At 27.8% G+C, this 19,546-nt stretch carries 20 protein-coding genes and 2 tRNA genes; 13 read left to right on the plus strand and 9 right to left on the minus strand.

Translation table 11 applies throughout. The annotated features are described in order from the left end of the window. Positions 1-7 precede the first annotated feature (7 nt). The 6 genes from mnmE to rpmH form a co-directional block, all read right to left on the minus strand. The gene (gene mnmE, locus RBH29_RS06095; RefSeq protein ID WP_306695889.1) at positions 8-1,387 is read right to left on the minus strand and encodes a tRNA uridine-5-carboxymethylaminomethyl(34) synthesis GTPase MnmE; all 1,380 of its coding nucleotides are present in this window, start codon (positions 1,385-1,387) and stop codon (positions 8-10) included. A gap of 266 nt (positions 1,388-1,653) precedes the next feature. Then, positions 1,654-2,274 carry an RNA-binding cell elongation regulator Jag/EloR gene (gene jag, locus RBH29_RS06100; RefSeq protein ID WP_306695890.1) on the minus strand — a complete coding sequence of 207 codons (621 nt, stop codon included), beginning with the start codon at positions 2,272-2,274 and terminating at the stop codon, positions 1,654-1,656. A 9-nt stretch (positions 2,275-2,283) separates the two neighbouring features. Further along, complete coding sequence (locus RBH29_RS06105) at positions 2,284-3,180, minus strand: YidC/Oxa1 family membrane protein insertase (protein ID WP_306695891.1); 897 nt, start codon at positions 3,178-3,180, stop codon at positions 2,284-2,286. A gap of 19 nt (positions 3,181-3,199) precedes the next feature. After that, entirely contained in the window at positions 3,200-3,412 is a 213-nt protein-coding gene (yidD, locus tag RBH29_RS06110) for a membrane protein insertion efficiency factor YidD (RefSeq protein WP_306695945.1), read from the minus strand. 40 nt (positions 3,413-3,452) lie between these two features. Further along, complete coding sequence (rnpA, locus tag RBH29_RS06115) at positions 3,453-3,791, minus strand: ribonuclease P protein component (protein ID WP_306695892.1); 339 nt, start codon at positions 3,789-3,791, stop codon at positions 3,453-3,455. A 216-nt stretch (positions 3,792-4,007) separates the two neighbouring features. Further along, the gene (rpmH, locus tag RBH29_RS06120; RefSeq protein WP_069195390.1) at positions 4,008-4,142 is read right to left on the minus strand and encodes a 50S ribosomal protein L34; all 135 of its coding nucleotides are present in this window, start codon (positions 4,140-4,142) and stop codon (positions 4,008-4,010) included. Between the two features lie 745 nt (positions 4,143-4,887). On the opposite strand from rpmH, the gene dnaA reads away from it, so the two are divergent. The 12 genes from dnaA to RBH29_RS06180 all read left to right on the plus strand — a co-directional run bounded on the left by dnaA (position 4,888) and on the right by RBH29_RS06180 (position 16,582). Further along, positions 4,888-6,225 carry a chromosomal replication initiator protein DnaA gene (dnaA, locus tag RBH29_RS06125; protein WP_306695893.1) on the plus strand — a complete coding sequence of 446 codons (1,338 nt, stop codon included), beginning with the start codon at positions 4,888-4,890 and terminating at the stop codon, positions 6,223-6,225. 329 nt (positions 6,226-6,554) lie between these two features. After that, entirely contained in the window at positions 6,555-7,655 is a 1,101-nt protein-coding gene (gene dnaN / locus RBH29_RS06130) for a DNA polymerase III subunit beta (protein WP_306695894.1), read from the plus strand. Between the two features lie 12 nt (positions 7,656-7,667). Beyond that, positions 7,668-7,877, plus strand: a complete 210-nt coding sequence (yaaA, locus tag RBH29_RS06135) for a S4 domain-containing protein YaaA (protein ID WP_306695895.1) — start codon at positions 7,668-7,670, stop codon at positions 7,875-7,877. 197 nt (positions 7,878-8,074) lie between these two features. Continuing rightward, the gene (recF, locus tag RBH29_RS06140; protein WP_306695896.1) at positions 8,075-9,184 is read left to right on the plus strand and encodes a DNA replication/repair protein RecF; all 1,110 of its coding nucleotides are present in this window, start codon (positions 8,075-8,077) and stop codon (positions 9,182-9,184) included. Between the two features lie 104 nt (positions 9,185-9,288). Further along, entirely contained in the window at positions 9,289-9,567 is a 279-nt protein-coding gene (gene remB / locus RBH29_RS06145) for an extracellular matrix regulator RemB (RefSeq protein ID WP_306695897.1), read from the plus strand. Between the two features lie 16 nt (positions 9,568-9,583). Beyond that, positions 9,584-11,503 carry a DNA topoisomerase (ATP-hydrolyzing) subunit B gene (gene gyrB, locus RBH29_RS06150; RefSeq protein WP_306695898.1) on the plus strand — a complete coding sequence of 640 codons (1,920 nt, stop codon included), beginning with the start codon at positions 9,584-9,586 and terminating at the stop codon, positions 11,501-11,503. A 1,188-nt stretch (positions 11,504-12,691) separates the two neighbouring features. Continuing rightward, entirely contained in the window at positions 12,692-13,471 is a 780-nt protein-coding gene (locus tag RBH29_RS06155) for a ParA family protein (protein WP_306695946.1), read from the plus strand. Continuing rightward, positions 13,464-14,324 (plus strand): ParB/RepB/Spo0J family partition protein, encoded by an 861-nt coding sequence (locus RBH29_RS06160; RefSeq protein WP_459076761.1) that lies wholly within the window; start codon positions 13,464-13,466, stop codon positions 14,322-14,324. Before RBH29_RS06155 ends, RBH29_RS06160 begins: the two co-directional genes overlap by 8 nt. A 208-nt stretch (positions 14,325-14,532) precedes the next feature. Continuing rightward, positions 14,533-15,057: a DUF4446 family protein gene (locus RBH29_RS06165; protein ID WP_306695899.1), complete on the plus strand. Its 525-nt coding sequence runs from the start codon at positions 14,533-14,535 to the stop codon at positions 15,055-15,057. A 27-nt stretch (positions 15,058-15,084) separates the two neighbouring features. Beyond that, positions 15,085-15,825, plus strand: coding sequence for a hypothetical protein (locus RBH29_RS06170; RefSeq protein WP_306695900.1), 741 nt, complete (start codon positions 15,085-15,087; stop codon positions 15,823-15,825). 565 nt (positions 15,826-16,390) lie between these two features. Continuing rightward, positions 16,391-16,481 (plus strand) — tRNA-Ser (locus RBH29_RS06175). Positions 16,482-16,488: 7 nt separating this feature from the next. Beyond that, positions 16,489-16,582: transfer RNA gene (locus tag RBH29_RS06180), tRNA-Ser, on the plus strand. Positions 16,583-16,708: 126 nt separating this feature from the next. Here the strand turns inward: RBH29_RS06180 and pssA are convergent. The 3 genes from pssA to RBH29_RS06195 all read right to left on the minus strand — a co-directional run bounded on the left by pssA (position 16,709) and on the right by RBH29_RS06195 (position 18,742). After that, positions 16,709-17,257 (minus strand): CDP-diacylglycerol--serine O-phosphatidyltransferase, encoded by a 549-nt coding sequence (gene pssA / locus RBH29_RS06185; protein WP_306695901.1) that lies wholly within the window; start codon positions 17,255-17,257, stop codon positions 16,709-16,711. 308 nt (positions 17,258-17,565) lie between these two features. After that, a complete protein-coding gene (locus RBH29_RS06190; RefSeq protein WP_306695902.1) occupies positions 17,566-18,066 on the minus strand; it encodes a hypothetical protein in 501 nt (166 codons plus the stop codon). A gap of 31 nt (positions 18,067-18,097) precedes the next feature. Next, a complete protein-coding gene (locus RBH29_RS06195) occupies positions 18,098-18,742 on the minus strand; it encodes an S-layer homology domain-containing protein (protein WP_306695903.1) in 645 nt (214 codons plus the stop codon). Positions 18,743-18,994: 252 nt separating this feature from the next. Here RBH29_RS06195 and RBH29_RS06200 point away from each other — a divergent pair, with 252 nt between their 5' ends. Continuing rightward, positions 18,995-19,501: a hypothetical protein gene (locus RBH29_RS06200; RefSeq protein WP_306695904.1), complete on the plus strand. Its 507-nt coding sequence runs from the start codon at positions 18,995-18,997 to the stop codon at positions 19,499-19,501. Positions 19,502-19,546 lie beyond the last annotated feature (45 nt).

Raw genomic sequence — 19,546 nt, forward strand, 5'->3', positions numbered from 1 at the left:
TTTCTCGCTATTTACCAAGACAAAATCTTGAAAAAATTTCATGAATTACATCATCCTTTACAGATTCACCTGTTATTTCTCCTAAAAAATCTGCCGCACTAACAATATCTATTGACATTAAATCTAAAGGCATTTTATTTTTATATGCAGCCATTGCATCATCAATACTTGAAATTGCCTTATCTATTAAAGATTTATGCCTTATATTTGTCAAAAGTATTTGATTGTTTAAATTAATTTCTCCCTTTGCAAAAAGTTTAGTTATCATATCTCCTATTTTGTCAATTCCTATTTCTTCTTTTAGTGATGTTTTTATATATTTTATTTCCTTAAGATTTTTTTCTATATTATTAACATCTTTTTCACTTACCTTATCAATTTTGTTTATCAAAACAATAAGTTTTTTTGATGATATTTTTTCTAGTATAGCAGAATCTTCATGGGTAAAACCTTTTTTAGCATCAATCATCATAATAACAAGTTCTGCTTCTTCAACTGCCCTATGTGCCTTTTCAACTCCTATTATTTCAACAGCATCTTTTGTCTCTCTAATTCCTGCAGTATCAATTATTCTTACTGGAACCCCATTAATATTTACATATTCTTCAAGTATATCTCTTGTAGTACCTGGTATATCAGTTACTATAGCTCTGCTTTTTCCTGATAATTCATTTAATAAAGATGATTTACCAACATTTGGTTTTCCAATAATAACTGCATCAATACCTTCTCTTAAAATTCTACCTCTTTCAAAATTTTTAATTATTTCCTCTAAGTTTTCTTTTATAATTATTATTTCCTCATATATCTTTTTACCTGTAATTTCTTCTATATCATGTTCTGGATAATCTATAGAAACTTCAATATGAGCCAGCATCTCAATTAATTTTTTTCGGAAATTCTTTAGTTTAAAAGACAGCTTTCCTTCAAGTTGATTTACAGCTGCTTTTGAACTTTCTTCTGTTTTTGAATTTATAACATCAATAACAGCTTCTGCCTGAGATAAATCAATTCTTCCATTTAAAAATGCCCTTTTAGTAAATTCCCCAGGCTCAGCTGGTTTTGCACCTTGCTTAAAAACCAAATCTAATATTTTTTTTAAAACAACCATTCCACCATGACAGTTAATTTCAATAATATCTTCACGAGTAAATGTATTTGGTTTTTTCATTTTAGTAAGAAGCACTTCATCAATGGTATCCTCTTTTACAGGATCAATAATTTTTCCATAATTTATGGTATGGGATTTTATTTTATCAAAATTATTTTTTCCTTTAAAAATGGTTTTTGCTATCTCAAAAGATTTATCTCCACTTATTCTTATAATACCTATGCCGCCTGTTCCATGAGGAGTTGAAACAGCTGCTATTGTATCTTCAACAATCATTTTATTCCTCCAAGTACTATAAAATATTCTATGTTTTTATAATTTTAATGATATACTTTTTTATAAACTATATTTTTAAACAAAATGGTTCAAGAATTAATATCCTGAACCATTCAATAAGCAACATAATTATTTAGCTTATGCACTAAAAAGCTTTTTATCTTTAACTCACTTACCTAGCACTCTTCAAATTCCAAAAACAAAAGTTCAGATTATCTAAATCTCTCACTTTTAAGTCCATCAAATTCCTATACTACAAAAAATTTTTACTTTAAACAAATCATAACTTTTCTATTTGGTTCTTCACCTACACTATAGGTCTCCACATCTTTATGCTCCTGTAGGGAAGAATGAATTATCCTTCTCTCATATGGATTCATTGGCTCTAAAGTAATATTCTTTTTATACCTGACAACTCTATCTGCCAATCTGCTTGCTAATTTAATCAAAGTTTCTTCTCTTTTTTGTCTATAATTTTCAATATCTATTACTACCCTTTTGTAAATTTCCTTGTCTTTGTTTATAACAAGGCTTGTCAAATATTGAAGAGAATCTAACGTCTCGCCTCTTCTTCCTATAAGTATGCCTATATCATCACCTGTTATATCCATAAAAATAGACTCTTCATCCTCTTCAATCAAAATATCTGCATCTACATTCATTTTTTCAAATACATCTAATAAAAACTCTTTTGCTTTTGCTGCCATTGACTCTTTTACAGTTACTCTAACCTTCGCCTGCTTATTACCTATAAGTCCAAATATACCTTTTACACCTTCATTAATTATTTCTATATCCACATTTTCTTTAGAAGTATCTAATTCTAAAAGAGCAACATCAATGGCGTCTTCAATGGTCTTAGCCGATTTTTCAATACTATTAGTCATTTATTTAAACTAACCCTCCTTTTTATTTATCATGAGTTTGTTAACAAAAATTTGTTGCACTATTTGATAAATATTACCTATTATCCAGTAAAAACCTAGTCCTGCAGGAAACTGAAATGAGAATATAAGTGTCATAGCAGGCCCTATTAAAAGCATATTTTTTTGCATTGACTCTGCTACATCAGCTTTTTCATCCTTTTTACCTTTTTTACTGTTTGTATTACTCTTATTTCTCTTTGATATCATCTTTGTTGAAAAATATGTTGTAATACATGCTAAAAGTGGTATTAACAACAAAGGTAAATAGGTAGCCATTTCAGGTCCAAATAGTAGTTCTGTATCAATAGTAGGATTTATTCCAAGATTTAAACCTAAAAAATTAAAATCAATCAATCCAAATTCAAGAGCAGCAGACACCTGTTCATGTCCTGTTATTAATTTGTCTGCCGGTACTTTATCTACTAATTTTTCAATGGTACTTTCATTTAATATTATATCCTTATATTCACCATTAATTAAAACATCTTTAAATTCTCTGCCCTTTAACATATATGTCAAAGGTCTTCTTATCACTGCAAAAAGAGATATAATTATTGGCATTTGTACAAGTAATGGAAGGCAGCCACTTGCAGGATTATATTTATGTTCCTGATAAACCTTCATCATTTCCTGACTTAATTTCTCTTTATCATTTTTATACTTCTTTTGAATATCCTTTATTATAGGTTGTATTTCTTGCATTTTTGCTTGGGACTTAACCTGCTTTAAAGTTAAAGGCAATATTAATGTCCTTATAAATATTGTTAAAACAATTAAAGATAACCCATACTTATACAATTCAAAAGGTATTGCATCATATATAAAATACAGTATTTGTCCAAAAAACGATGGTATAGCACTAAACATTATCTTTTACCCCTTCTTTTTACTTAACCGGATCATATCCTCCTGGATGAAACGGATTACATTTTAGTATTCTCAAAACCGATTTAAAGCCACCCTTTATTATACCATATTTATTAATTGAGTCTATAGCATACTGAGAGCATGTTGGATAAAATCTACAAGTTGGCATTATCTTAAGTGGAGATATCCACTTTTGATAAAATCTTATAGGTAATATAAATATTTTTTTTATCAACACTATCTCTCCTTTATTTGTAAATAAAAACCTATTTTTATTTACTTACCATATTTAACTTTTTAAAAAGAAATTTCATCTCTTTTTTAATTTCAATATACTCAGGCACTTTATCAGTTTTTCTAGCAATAACAACCAAGTCATAGCCTATTTTTATATTTTCTTCTATTTGTCTATAATTTTCCTTTATCAATCTTCTAACTCTATTTCTTTTGATACTTTTACCAAATTTTCTGCTTGCTGTTATTCCCAGCCTATTATAATTATGCTTATTTTTTAAAACATATAACACCATAAACTGTCCAGCATAAAATCTGGCTTTTCTATAAACTCTTCTAAATTCGTAATTATTTTTAAGTGAAATGGTATGTTTCATTATATCTCCTACATCTTTTATTAATTTAAAAAAATTTATTAATATCCTGCCCATTCACTTTTAGTTCCTTTATCTTATCCTAGATTCACCTTTTATCTATAAGGTGATTTTTTTATAATCTTTAGATGGAGTAGAGTCTCCATCTAAAGCCCATTTTTAACTAAAGCTAAAAGATAATCACAGGAACTTAAATAAAAAGACCACATTCATGCGGCCTTATGCTGAAAGAACTTTTCTTCCCTTTAATCTACGCCTTCTTAAAACTTTTCTTCCATTTGATGTCTTCATTCTTTTTCTAAATCCATGTTCTTTCTTTCTCTGTCTTTTCTTAGGTTGATACGTCCTTAACATTTTAAAACACCTCCATTCTTAAGAATATCAAATATTTTTAAACATCATTTAGTTACTTTAACATTGACATTCTCCTCTTCCTAAAGGAAAAAAAGATTCTTACTTCACAGAGCTATTTGATGCAAACTCTACACAAGCATTGTCGGCATGCCCTACCGAATTCTTATTTAAATCTTGCTTATATTACCTTCCTTAAGGAAAGTGTCTTACAGCAAAACATATAAGATAATATTTTAAAATAACGTAACAATTATATATTAAATCGATATTTAATGTCAAGAAACTATTTTCATTTCTTTTGTTTATAACTCCAAAATTTTTTTGTGGATATCTTTTATTTTTTATGTTGAATATTCTACAAAAGTCTGATAGTATAGTTTATACCTGTTGATAACTTACTAATTATCAACAGGTATATGTTGATAATTAGTTTATACAACTAAATATGAATTTTTTTTAAACTATATATTTACCAGTTAATTATATGCATCTTTTTAAATAATATACAAAATTATTTCAATTATGCTTAAACATTGTTAGAATTGTCAAAGATTATACTGATAATTTTTGTTAAAGAGCTTAAATTTAATTTAAGACAGTGTAATCTGGACTTTTTTAGTTGATTATTATTTATTTTCGCTCTTTTATTTAACAAACAACAAAAATATATAGTTATTATTTGTTTAATTTTAGATATTTTATTTTAAATTAAAATTGTTTTATTCTTTATTTTTGGAGGAATTGTATGAATATCAATATAAATGATGTTTGGGGAAAAGCTTTAAATTTGCTAAAAGTTGAGCTTACCGAAATAAGCTTTAATACATGGATTAAAACTATTACTCCTGTGAGTTTAACCTCTGATACCATTAATTTATCGGTACCTGCTAGTTTTAATAAAGGTATTTTAGAATCTAGGTATCAAAGTCTTATTATGAATGCTATAAAACAGGTTACTTTTAAGGAATATAAAATAAATTTTGTTGTTCCTTCTGAAGAAGACGATATTGAAAATTTGGATAAACAAAAATCTCAAAAAAATAACGATGATGTAGTAAAATCCATATTAAACCCCAAGTATACATTTGATACATTTGTTATAGGAAATAGTAATAGATTTGCACATGCTGCTGCTTTAGCTGTTTCAGAGGCTCCAGCTAAGGCTTACAATCCTTTATTTATATATGGAGGGGTGGGACTTGGAAAAACTCACTTAATGCATGCCATAGGTCATTTTGTATTAAGTGAAAATTCTTCACTTAAAGTTTTATATGTATCATCTGAAAAATTTACAAATGAACTAATTAATGCAATTAAAGATGATAAAAACGAAGAATTCAGAACTAAATATAGAAATATCGATATACTTTTAATAGATGATATACAATTTATTGGTGGTAAGGAAAGAACGCAGGAAGAATTTTTTCACACTTTCAATGCTCTTTATGAAGCAAATAAACAAATTATTATTTCAAGCGATAAGCCACCTAAAGATATTACAACATTGGAAGAACGTCTTAAATCAAGGTTTGAATGGGGACTTATTGCGGACATGCAGGCACCTGACCTTGAAACAAGAATTGCAATATTAAGAAAAAAGGCCCAGCTTGAAAGTCTTGATGTTCCTAATGATGTTATGGTTTTTATTGCTGATAAAATAGCATCTAACATTAGAGAACTTGAAGGTGCTTTAAATAGAGTAATTGCTTTTGCTTCTCTTACAGAAAATGAAATTACAATTGATTTGGCAAATGAAGCATTAAAAGATATTTTGTCTGCCAATAAAACGAAAGTAATTAATTGTACATCAATCCAAGCTGTAGTTGCAAGATATTTTGATGTAAAACCAGAAAACTTTAAATCAAAGAAAAGAACTAGGGATATTGCTTTTCCAAGGCAAATTGCTATGTTTTTATGTAGAGAACTTACAGATATGTCTCTTCCTAAAATAGGAAATTCTTTTGGAGGAAGAGATCATACTACTGTTATACACGCATATGAAAAAATTAAAGAAGATATTGAATCAAGTTCAGAAACAAGAAGAGCAGTAAATGAAATTAAGGATAATATCTTGGGAAAATAGATAGTTTTTATTTTATATAAAGTGAAATTAGTTAGCTTAAACTTTTATTAAACTGGTTAACTCATTTTTGCTAGAGATAAATAAATGTTATCAACAGAAATTGTTGATATGGGGAAAACTTCTTGTGAATTAACTGTGTATAACTGCTTTAACTTTAATCTAATGTTAACTTGTTGATATAAGGATACAATTTATCTACATATTGATAACAGGTTCAAAACCTTTAATTTTAAGACTTGACAGCAGTTATTCACATAATTAACAGCACTTATTGTTATTATTACTGGTTTTATTATTTATATTATATAAAACAGGAGGCTTACTTTTTTATGAAAATTATAATTTCAAAAGAACTTCTGATGGAAGGAATAAATATTGTTCAAAAAGCAGTATCAACCAAAAATAATGTATCTTTGCTTGATGGGATACTGCTAGAAGCAGATGAAATTTTTAAAATGACTGGAAATGATTCGGAAATTAGAATAGAATGTATTGTGTCCGCCGATATTAGAAAAAAAGGCTCTATTGTAATTAATTCAAAAATGTTTGGAGATATTATTAGGAGAATGCCTGAATCTGAAATAATGATTGAATTAATTGAAAATAATGATGTTTTAATTGAGTGTGAAAATTCACATTTTAAAATAAAAGGAAACCCAAGTGATGATTATCCAGGATTACCTGAAATAGAGGCAGAAAAGTCATTCAAGATAAGTCAAAAAATAGCAAGAGATATGATTAGAGAAACAATATTTGCTGTTGGAGAAGATGAAAACAGAGAAATATTAACAGGATCTTTAATAGAAAGCAACGAAAATGAGTTAACTTTTGTTTCAATAGATGGATACAGAATGGCATTGAGAAGAAAAACTGATGATATGCAAAATACAAATTTTAAAGTTGTTGTTCCAGGAAAAACATTAAATGAAATATCAAAAATATTACAACCTGAAGATGGCGAAGTTGAGATATTTAGTTCAAAAAACCAGATACTTTTTAAATTTAATAACTGTATGGTTATGTCCAGATTACTAGAAGGAGAGTACTTAAACTATAAAAGCATAGTACCTGATGAGTATGAAACGAAAATAAGAGTAAATACAAAAGAATTGCTTTATAGCATAGAAAGGGCATCTTTAATGTCTTCTGATGGAAGAAAATATCCTGTAAAGTTTGTTATTGAGGATGATAATTTAATTATTTTATCTAATACAGAAACAGGTAATGTAAGGGAAGAAATAACAACTGAAATGGAAGGGAAAAATATGAGTATAGGGTTTAATCCTAGATATTTTGTAGAATCACTTAGAGTAATTGAAGATGAGACTGTAGATATGTATTTTAATTCAGAGGTTGGGCCATGTACAATTAAACCAATTGAAACAGATGAATTTGCATATATGATTTTACCTGTTAGAATAAATAATTAAGGTGATGATTTTATGAAAAATATTAAAATAGAAACAGAGTATATAAAATTAGATCAATTTTTAAAATGGGCGGATTTAGTACCAACTGGTACTGAATCAAGAATATTGATCTCTGAAGAACAAATTAAAGTTAATGGAGAAATAGAAACAAGAAGAGGCAAAAAGTTAAGAAAAGGTGACATAATAGAAGTTGAAAACAATCAATATAAAATTGTAAATTAAATTGGTTTGTATAGGGTGTATATATTAAATATTTTCATTCACTTAAATAACATATGCCCATTTGTCTCAGTATAGCAATTTATAAAAAATTATTTTTTGTAAAATTCTATATTGGAGTTTAGTAAAAAAATCAAATTAGAGAGTATTATAAATAACTTATAATTTTAACATATGGTTTTATATAAGGAGAAAAAAATTTGTACATAGAAAAGCTGGAATTAGAAAATTTCAGAAATTATAAAAATATAGAAGCTTCTTTTTCAAAAAAGGTTAATGTAATATATGGTGAAAATGCTCAAGGTAAAACAAATATTATTGAGTCTATTTTTTTATGTGCAGCTGGACGTTCTCATAGAACATCAAAAGACAAAGAATTAATAAATATAGATGGCAAAAAGTTTAAAGTTAAGTTATTATTAAATAGAGATACTCAACAAAAAAAAATAGAGTTTTTTTATGAGTTTGGAAAAAAACAAATATTAATAAATGAAATTCCAATAAAGAAAATGGCAAATTTGATGGGAAATTTATTAGCTGTTATATTTTCTCCTGAAGATATTTTAATCATAAAAGAGGGACCTTCTTTGAGAAGAAGGTTTATAGATATAACTATTAGTCAATTAAGACCATCTTACTTTTATAAATTACAGCAGTACAATAAAATTTTAAAGCAGAGGAATAATTTATTAAAAGAAATACAAAAAAATAAAAGTTTAATTGATACTCTTGATATATGGGATGAAAAAATAGCTCAGGTTGCATCATCAATTTTAATTGACAGAAAAAAATTTATTGATAAACTTAATAAAATTTCAAAAAAAAATCATTATAATTTGACTGATGATTGTGAACAATTAGAAATAAAATATAAAACTTTTTTAGAAGAAATAAATAATAAAAGCGAAAAAGATATAATAGATGAAATTATAAAAAAGTTTTCAAAAAGTAGAAATATAGAATTAAAAAGATGCGTTACAATGGTTGGTCCTCATAGAGATGATTTTGAAATAGTTATAAATGGCATGGCTGTAAAAAAATTTGGATCGCAAGGACAGCAAAGAACAGCCATATTATCGTTAAAATTATCTGAAATAGAAATTATAAAAGAGGAAACAGAGGAATATCCAGTTCTTCTTTTAGATGATGTTATGTCAGAATTAGATAATAAGAGAAGAGATTTTTTATTTAAGAATTTAACAAATATACAAACATTTATCACATGCACAGAAAAAGATTTTTTTAAAGAAAAGATGTATAAAGATATATTTTTTTTAAAAGTTAAAAATGGAAATATAAAAAGTTTATAAAGATTTTTGTTTTATTTAATTTAAGAAAAAATAATTGAAGTTTCTATTTAATTTGGATAAAATAAAGTAGATAGGTTAGTATTAAATAAAAATGGAGGACGTAAATGTTTTTGCATATTGGTGGTGAGTACGTAATACCAGTTAAAAATATTATAGCTATAATGGATTTAGAAACAACATCAATTTCTAAAGATACAAAAGAATTTTTAAAAATTGCAGAGGAAGAGGGGTTTATTGAAGGTATTACTGATGATATTCCAAAATCATTTATAATAACTGAAGTTGATAAAAAGAGTAAAATTTATCTTTCAGCAATATCATCTGTTACGCTCCAAAAAAGGGCAGGCTTTTCAAGTGGCATAAAAAATTATATAGATAAATAGAAATGAGGAGGGAAATATGTTAGAAAATTTAGATATAAATTCTTATAATGAAAGTAATATACAGGTATTAGAGGGATTAGAAGCAGTTAGAAAAAGACCTGGTATGTATATAGGAAGTACCGCTAGTAGAGGTTTACATCATCTTGTTTATGAGATAATGGATAATAGTATTGATGAGGCTTTAGCAGGTTATTGTAATGAAATTCAAGTTATAATAAATAAAGATAATTCAATAACAAATATTGATAATGGAAGAGGTATTCCAGTGGGAATACATCCTAAAATGGGAATACCTACAGTTGAAGTAGTACATACAGTTTTACATGCAGGTGGAAAATTTGGAGGAGAAGGATATAAAGTTTCCGGTGGACTTCATGGAGTAGGAGCTTCTGTTGTAAACGCATTATCTGAGAATTTAGATGTAGAAGTTCATAGAAATGGAAAAACATACTTGCAAAAATTTAAGAAAGGAATTCCTGTAAATACTTTAGAAATAATTGGAAATACTGAAAAAACAGGAACAAAAACAACTTTTAAACCTGATTCCGATATTTTTGATGAAATAGAATATGATTATGATGTTTTAAAGGCAAGATTTAGAGAATTGGCATTTTTAAATAAAGGATTAAAAATAATATTAAAAGATGAAAGAGAAGAAGAAGTAATAGAGAAAATTTTGCATTATGAAGGTGGAATTATATCTTTTGTTGAGTATATGGATAGAAATAAAGAACCAATACACGAGCCGATTTATATAGATGGATATAAAGATGGTTCATATGTGGAAATAGCAATGCAGTATAATAAGGACACTTATGTTGAAAATATTCATAGTTTTGCAAATAATATTTCTACACATGAAGGAGGAACACATTTAACAGGTTTTAAAGCAGCAATAACCAAGGTTTTAAATGATTATGCGAAAAAGAATAATATTATAAAAGAAAATGAGAAACTTTTAGGAGAAGATGTAAGGGAAGGTCTTACTGCTGTTATTAGTGTTAAATTAAAGGATCCTCAATTTGAAGGACAGACAAAAACAAAATTGGGGAATAGTGAAATAAGAGGATTTGTAGACAGTATTATAAGTGAGAAATTTACTAGTTTTCTAGAAGAAAATCCAAATGTATCAAAACAAATTTTGGATAAATGTTTAAATTCTGCTAGAGCCCGTGAGGCAGCAAAAAAAGCTAGAGAATTGACAAGAAGAAAAAATGTTTTAGAGTCTGCAACTCTTCCAGGTAAACTTGCAGATTGTTCAGATAAAGATGCTTCTGTTTGTGAAATATATATTGTTGAGGGAGATTCTGCTGGAGGATCCGCAAAACAGGGAAGGGATAGAAAATTTCAAGCAATTTTACCATTGTGGGGAAAGATGCTTAATGTTGAGAAGGCTAGGATTGACAGAGTTTATGGAAATGATAAATTGCAGCCAGTGATAACTGCTTTAGGAGCCGGTGTTGGAGAAGAGTTTGAAGAAGAAAAATTAAGATATCACAAAATAATTATAATGGCAGATGCAGATGTAGATGGATCTCATATAAGAACATTATTGTTAACGTTTTTTTATAGATATATGAAACCATTGGTTGCAGGAGGTTATGTATATATAGCTCAGCCACCTTTATATAAAATTAGTAAAGGTAAGGAAGAGATTTATGCATATGATGAAAGGCAATTAGATATAGCGTTGAAGGAAAATGAATGGGAAAAGAGAGATTGCAGTATACAAAGATATAAAGGTTTGGGTGAAATGAATCCTGAGCAGTTATGGAGCACAACAATGAATCCTGAAACTAGAAGAATATTGAGAGTTGAATTAGAAGATGCTGTTGAAGCAGATGAAGTTTTTACAACCTTAATGGGTGATAAAGTAGAACCAAGAAAAGAATTTATACAGTCTCATGCAAGAAAGGCACAAAATATTGATATTTAGAATTGTAAAAGTATAGTTTTTTGATGAAGGTTAAAAATCATCTTTCTTTGTTATAATAGATTGAACAACTCTATTATAATTTTGGTTGATAGGGTAGAGGATATAATAATTTTTAAAAGATAAATGTTTCACGTGAAACATTTATCTTTTTTAAGATAAAGATAAATATTAAAGTTTAAGGTGGAGATTTAGAATAAAATGAGAAAATATTTTAGTCGCATAAATTGTATATATAATAGGTTTAATAAAGGGGAAAGATATTCTGGAGATTAAAGATATAGATAGGGAAAAAAGAGAAGAAAGTATTTCAGAGATTAAAGATATAGATAAATAGGGATAAAAGAGAAGAAAATATTCCAGAAATTAAAGTTACGCAGTTAAGAGTCTGTAAATACTCCTCGAGGTCGAGCAAAACTCGCTAACGCTCAAACAATGCTCTCCCTGTACTCGTCGTAAAAACAGACTCTATAACAAGCTCCACAATATTTCTTTCATATTTTCATTCACGTTTTATTGAGAGAATAATCAAGAGGTAAATATAGAGAAAAGTAGAGATTAAAGATATAGATAAATAGTCATAAAAGAGAAGAAAGTATTTCAGAGATTAAAGATATAGATAAATAGGGATAAAAGAGAAGAAAATATTCCAGAAATTAAAGTTACGCAGTTAAGAGTCTGTAAATACTCCTCGAGATCGAGCAAAACTCGCTAACGCTCAAACAATGCTCTCCCTGTACTCGTCGCATAAACATACTCTATAACAAGCTCCACAATATTTCTTCCATATTTTCATTCACGTTTTATTGAGAGAATAATCAAGAGGTAAATATAGAGAAAAATAAAGATTAGATAGAGAAGGAGTAAATATAAAAAATAGATTTGTTATTAATACATCTTGTGATATAATTTAATAATAATGTGTTTATTTATTATATTAATAAAAACTATAAAATATTTATTTTTTATGCTAAAATAAATATTTGTGAAAAGTATATTATAAAAGACAGGCATTTTTGTGTTTTTTAAAGTTGAATTAAGACATCTTTTTTAATTAAAAGTAAGGAGTCAATGTTGACAACCTTTGTGGAGAGTCTGGATTAAGTAGTTCTGTGAAGTAAGAATTATTCTTTCTTTAGGGAGAAAAGAATGTCAAAAAATATGTATATAGATGAGTCAAGGAGTGGTTTAATGACAAAGGTAATTGCAGTAGCAAATCAAAAAGGTGGAGTAGGAAAGACAACTACTGCAGTAAATTTAAGTTCTTGTCTTGCTTATAAGGGAAAAAAAGTTTTACTACTGGATATCGACCCCCAAGGAAATAGTACAAGTGGATTGGGTGTTGATAAGAAAAAAATAAAAGGTTCTACTTACGATGTATTGATAAATGAGGAGAATATAGAAAAGTCTCTTGTTGATACAGCAATTGAAAATTTAAAATTATGTCCTTCAAATATTGAGCTTGCTGGTGCTGAAGTGGAGCTTGTCTCATCTATATCAAGAGAAAATAGATTAAAAAATTCTCTAATTGAGATTAAGGAAAAATATGATTATATAATAATAGATTGTCCTCCTTCATTAGGATTATTGACTTTAAATTCACTTACAGCAGCAGACACAATTCTTGTTCCAATACAATGTGAATATTATGCATTAGAAGGATTAAGTCAATTAATGGAGACGGTTAAATTAGTTCAAAAACATCTTAATGAAAAACTAGATGTTGAAGGAGTAGTGTTGACCATGTTTGATGCAAGAACTAATTTATCTATACAGGTAGTGGATGAAGTAAAAAAGTATTTTAAAAATAAAGTGTATAGAACTGTTATACCTAGAAATGTAAGATTGAGTGAAGCACCTAGCTTTGGACTTCCAATAATATTATATGATGCTAAATCAAAAGGTGCCGAGTGTTACTTGGAATTAGCGGAAGAGGTTATAGAATATTCTGAGGAGGAAAATAATGATTAATAAAAAGGGATTGGGAAAAGGGTTAGGTGCATTGATTTCAGAAGCAAATAATTCTGACGAAAAAAATGGAATATTAGAATTAGGAGTAAATGAAATTGAACCAAATAATAATCAACCGAGAAAGTCTTTTGATGAAAAATCCCTTGAGCAATTATCTGAATCGATAAAAGAACATGGAATAGTGCAACCTATTATAGTTAAAAAAGAAGATGAATTATATAGAATTGTTGCCGGAGAAAGAAGATGGCGAGCAGCAAGACTTTTAGGAATAAAAAAAGTACCTGCAATTGTTAGAGATTTTTCAAATAAACAGGTAATGGAAATTGCTTTAATTGAAAATATACAAAGAGAAGATTTAAATCCAATTGAAGAGGCAGAAGCATATGAGAGATTATTAACTGATCATAATATGACTCAAGAGCAAATATCAAATTCAATAGGGAAAAGCAGATCAGCTATAGCTAACTCATTGAGATTGTTGGCATTAAAAGAGAGCATCAAAAATTTTTTAGTAAACGGACAAATCACAAGTGGCCATGCAAGAGCATTATTATCTATAGAAAGCACTGAAGAACAAGAAAGTATATGTAAAGAAGTAATTGATAATGATATGAATGTAAGAGAAACGGAAAAATTGATTAAAAATATAAAAAATAAAAATAAGCAAAAAAAAGTTGAGAAAAAACAAGATAATTATGAATTTGAAAGAGTTGAAGAAAATTTACAAAATATATTAGGTACAAAAGTAAAAATTGTTAATAAAAATAAAAAAGGAAAGATTATGATTGAATATTATTCAAATGAAGAATTAGATAGATTAATTGAATTAATTGGTAATAAAAATAAAAAATAGGACGCTCTGAAATTAATCATACTCGTTTTTAAGACACTCTTTAATAATAAAACACATAGAAAATATAAAATTGCTTTAAAAGCAAAATAAAAACGTTATAGTTTAAATATAAATTTTATTAAATGTTTCACGTGAAACATTTAATAAAATTTATTAATTAGTGCATCAATCATCAAAAAAATATTTCTAATATAAAAGAGGAGATAATATGACATTAATATTTGATAATTTATATTATTTAATTGAAACATATAACATTGAAATAATAGCAATTGGTATTATATTTGTTTTAATTCTTTTTATGTTATTCATATCAATTAGTATAAAGTTTAAAAAATTTAAGAAAAAACATAAAAAAATAATTGATGAAACAAAAGATAAAAACGTAGAAAAAATGCTTTGTGATGTTTTTAATTTTACAAATGAAACATCTCTTAAAAATAAAGAAGTGGAATATAAATTAAGTAAGATAGAAAGGGATATGCAACATTGCATTCAGAAAGTTGGAGTTTTGAGATATAATGCTTTTGAGGATGTTGGAAGTGAATTGAGTTTTGTTGTTGCACTTCTTGATAATAATGATAATGGAGTTGTTATTAACGGGATATATGCAAGAGAGAATTCAACAACATATGCTAAGTTAATAAAAAGGGGAAATTCAAAGTATATTTTATCTGCGGAAGAAATTCAAGCCATAGATATAGCTAAAAAAAGCAAAAATATAATTAGTTAAAAATATAGTTGTTAAGGGAGAATAAAAATGTATAATAAAAAAGGTAAAAACTCAATATGGATCTATGCTATAATATTATTTACCTGTGCATTTATTTTACTTCTACTAACAGGTTATAGTCAAATTAAATTTAATAAAGATATTGATGATTATAGAAATAAATTAATGTCCAGTGAGGAAGAAAAAAATATTTCAAGTCATAATCTAAGAACTGCTCTAGAGGAAAATGAAATGCTATATGAGAGAATAGAAGAATTAAATAATATTTTAAAAGAAAAGGAAGCAGATTATGGAGAAATAAAACAAAACTTAAAAAACAAAGAAATTAAAAAGAATCAATTGATAAGTAATTATGAATTGATGTTAAAAGCAGAAGAACACTATAATAATGGAAAAATAACAAAGAGTGCTGTTATTCTATTGGAAGATGTAAATAAAAACAAATTAAATAAGAATGGATTAAAGAAATATAATGATTTAAAAGATAAAATATATGAAGAAGCTGCTTGGGAATTTTATAAAAAAGGATATGATAAGTATATTAATAAAGAATATGAAGATGCAAAATTTAATTTATACTATTCTTTAGATATAACTGAAGATGAATTTTTTTCAGATGATTGCCATTATTATATTGCTTATTCTGGTTATAGAATGGGTGAGTATGATTTGGCAAGAGAGTATATAAAAATGCTTATGACAAAATATCCGTCTAGTAATTATATTGAAGAAGCAAAAAATCTATTAATTATTATAGAAAATGAGTAGAAAAGTGATTGCATATATATCGTAGGATGCAGGGCTTCTGTTTAAGCGAACTAAGGATTCCCTAGCAAATTTTTAAGGTAAATTTTAGATTTTAAAATTTACCTTAAAAAGTGAACTCGTTTAGCTAAAGATAAACATCGAGGCTTTAGGTGGAGAATCAACTCCACCTGAAGATTTATAAGAGGAACTTCACCTTATAAAAGGTGAGTCTTAGAATAAGATCAAAAGAGAATTTGTAAAAGGTAGATTTAAGTACTACTTACAGTTGGTATTTAAAGGCTCACTACCAGTTAAGGAAAAAAGCTAAAAAATATTTTAAACTACAGGAAGAACTTGGGAAAATTCAGTCAAATCCTTTATATTGAAATTCTTAGAGAAATAGTTAATGTATGGGTTTCGGTCTATATAAGAAGTCTACGTATCTAAGAGCACCTGTCTTTAGACATAGTGAGTTTCAGCTTATAAAAGACTGAGTTTTAGACTGAAAAAAATTTGCCGTAAAAAGACATAAGAAAACACTTGACAAGGGTGTGGATTACATGTTATATTATTTCTTGTGACGCGTGGAGAGATGGTCGAGTTGGTTTAAGGCACCGGTCTTGAAAACCGGCGTAGGTGTGAGCCTACCCTGGGTTCGAATCCCAGTCTCTCCGCCATATTAATGGAGAAGTACCCAAGTAGGCTGAAGGGGACGGTTTGCTAAACCGTTAGGTCGTAATTGAGCGGCGCGAGGGTTCGAATCCCTCCTTCTCCGCCAGAATAGCACCTTTAAAGATATAAAGGTGTTATTTTTATGTGTGTATAATAGGTGAAGAAGAGATATTTTAAGGGCAAAAGTTTTGTATAAAAAAAAGCACCTTTCAAAGTATGAAGGGTGCTTTTTTTATCTCTTTTTTATGCTAAACTTACTTATCATTAGAAATGATAGAAAAATCAAAACAATTACAGCTAAAGCTGTGTTGGTAGTTGTATAACGGTTATTAATTTGAGCAAAGGAATTATATAAATTCGCAATTGTAAGAAGAGTACCAGCAACAGTTATAGGAAGCCCCATAAAAACATTGTCAAGATTACTTATATTAAATCTCGCAAGTCTATAAGCACCACATAGTACAAATATAAGAGAAAGAAAATATCCTAAAGCTCCAAAAGGCATAAAACTAATTTTCCATGCAATAACTACAGGGGCAACACCAAAAGATATTAAGTCAGAAAGTGAATCAAGTTCTTTTCCAAAATCGCTGGTTACTTTAAAAAATCGGGCTACCTTACCGTCTAATCTGTCTGTAACAGCTGCTATCATTATAAGAAGGCAGGAATATATAAAGCTTGAAGGTGAATCGTTATTAACTACCATTAAAATAGCTGTTACACCAAGAGACAAATTTGTAAAAGTAATAATATTAGGAATACAACACTTAATTTTTTTCAATTGACCACCTCAGAGTTTTTTATATGTCTACTATGATTATAAAGAAAAAATCACAAATCTACAATAGTATTATTTAAGTAAATTTATAAAATTATAAAAAACTTTGCTTTTAGGGAAAGGGATCTATAGAAATTCCTAGCTAAAAACAAATTATTTCCACCATAAGAAATTATAAAAAAGTCGGCTTCGCCGATTTAAGACTAGGGTAATCCTTTAAAGAAAAGCCTTTCGGTAGACTTTTTTGATGCCAGAAAGCAATACACTTTCTTAGGCATTAAAAAAAGCAGAAGTTATATAACTTCTGCTTTTTAGTGATTGATAAATTTACTATAAGCACTAAATGTAATTATTACTAAAGCACATATATTTACTATAAGTAAATAAAAGCGTTTTAAAAAACTTTTCTTTTCCTTTAAATCATCATCAGTATTTCTATTTAAGTTGTTAATTAAAATGTTAATCCAGTGCACTACCACAAACATTGACAAAGCTTTTAGCCAAAAATGATGTAGATAAAATGTACAGTATAACAAAAAAAGTATTACAATAAGTGACTTAATTGTTTGAAATCCTTTTCCTAATTTATTTAAATCCAAGTTTATCTGATTTTCGATTTCTTCTAAAAATTCTTTATCATCATCATCTTTTTTTTCATTAATTCCAAATAAGTTATTATAAAAAGACTTCATAGAAGCAATGGCTATAATAACAGAGGTAATAATATAAAAAGCTGTGTCATTTGAGGATATAGCCACAATAGGTATAATTATTAACATTATAATAATTAATAACATATATTCTAATTGCATTACATCTCTCCTAAATCTTTTACTTTTTATATTAGTCGGACTTTAGCGGGACTGTCAGAGCATTGTATATTAGTACAGACATTTCACCACGTGTAATCTGGGTGTTTGCTTCAATATTAAGGTTTTTGTCCAATTTAAGCTCTGTAGCCTTTTCTACCACATTATCAGGCCATTCACCATCTAAAGTGTCTTCATAGCCTAAGGCATTAATTATAACTGCTAAAGCTTCTGCGTAAGTTACATTGTTGTTTGGTGCTATTGTGTTATCAGGATAGCCTGTAACAATGTTATATTTTATTGCCAGCTTAATATTGTCATATGCCCAGTGATTTTCTTCAATGTCTTTAAAATTTATTTCTATATTATCTATATCGGTATCCTTATGATATCCCATTAGTCTTACAACTAAAGTTATAAATTCACTCCTGAGTATTTTGTTATTAAGCCTTAAAGTGCCATCTTCATATCCCTTTAAAATATTTAATTTCACAAGGGTCTGTGCACAATTGTCTCTGACTTCTTTAAAATATTGCTCGTCAAATTCATTGTCAATTTCTTCATTAATTTCTTCATCAAAATTTTCATCAATTTTTTCATTGTTTTCAGCATTTAAATACCCAGTTGAAAATGAAAAAATAAATAGAAAAATTAAAATAAAAGATATGTATCTTTTCATAAAAAATCTCCCTTCTCGTTGTGTAGTTATTTCAATTATACACTTAAAAGATATATATTTAAAATTAAAATATAATTACATTTAGAAATAACCCACTTATAAATTATACACAAATATAAAAATACCTCAACATATAAAAGGTTGCAGAGGTGTATATAATTAAAAATTAAAAATATGTTTTAAAAATAAATGTATAAACTAAACAGTTTTATCTAATGATAAAAACAAACAATAAGACAGGAGGGTGATTTTATGGCAAAAACAATGGTTGCAATTTTTAATAATCAAGATAATGCACAAAAAGCGGCAGAACAATTAAAGGAGCAGGGACTTAGAACGGATGATATTTCAATTGTTGCAAGAAAAGGCGATGAAGAACAAAAAGGAAATATGACAATGGGAAAAGATGATGGTGAAGGAAATGAAATGAAAAATGACAATATATCTGATGGTGTAGTAACTGGAGGAATATTAGGAGGAGCTGCAGGTCTTCTTATTGGAGCAGGAAGTATGGTTGTTCCAGGCCTTGGTATAATTGCGGCAGCAGGTCCTGTAACAGGCTTGTTATCTGGTGCTGTTACAGGTGGAATTGTTGGAAGTCTTGTAGATCTAGGAATTCCAGAAAATAGAAGTAAAAAGTATGAAGAGGATATAAAAGAAGGTAAAATACTATTTAGTATGAAGACGGATGAAGATAAAATTGACGAAATATCTTCAATTTTAAAAAATAACATGGCAGAAAGTGTTAATAACTACTAAAGAATGCCTTAGAAATAACGCCTATTCTCAAGGACAAAACCTGAT

Source organism: Herbivorax alkaliphila, from assembly GCF_030848475.1.
GTDB lineage: Bacteria > Bacillota > Clostridia > Acetivibrionales > Acetivibrionaceae > Herbivorax.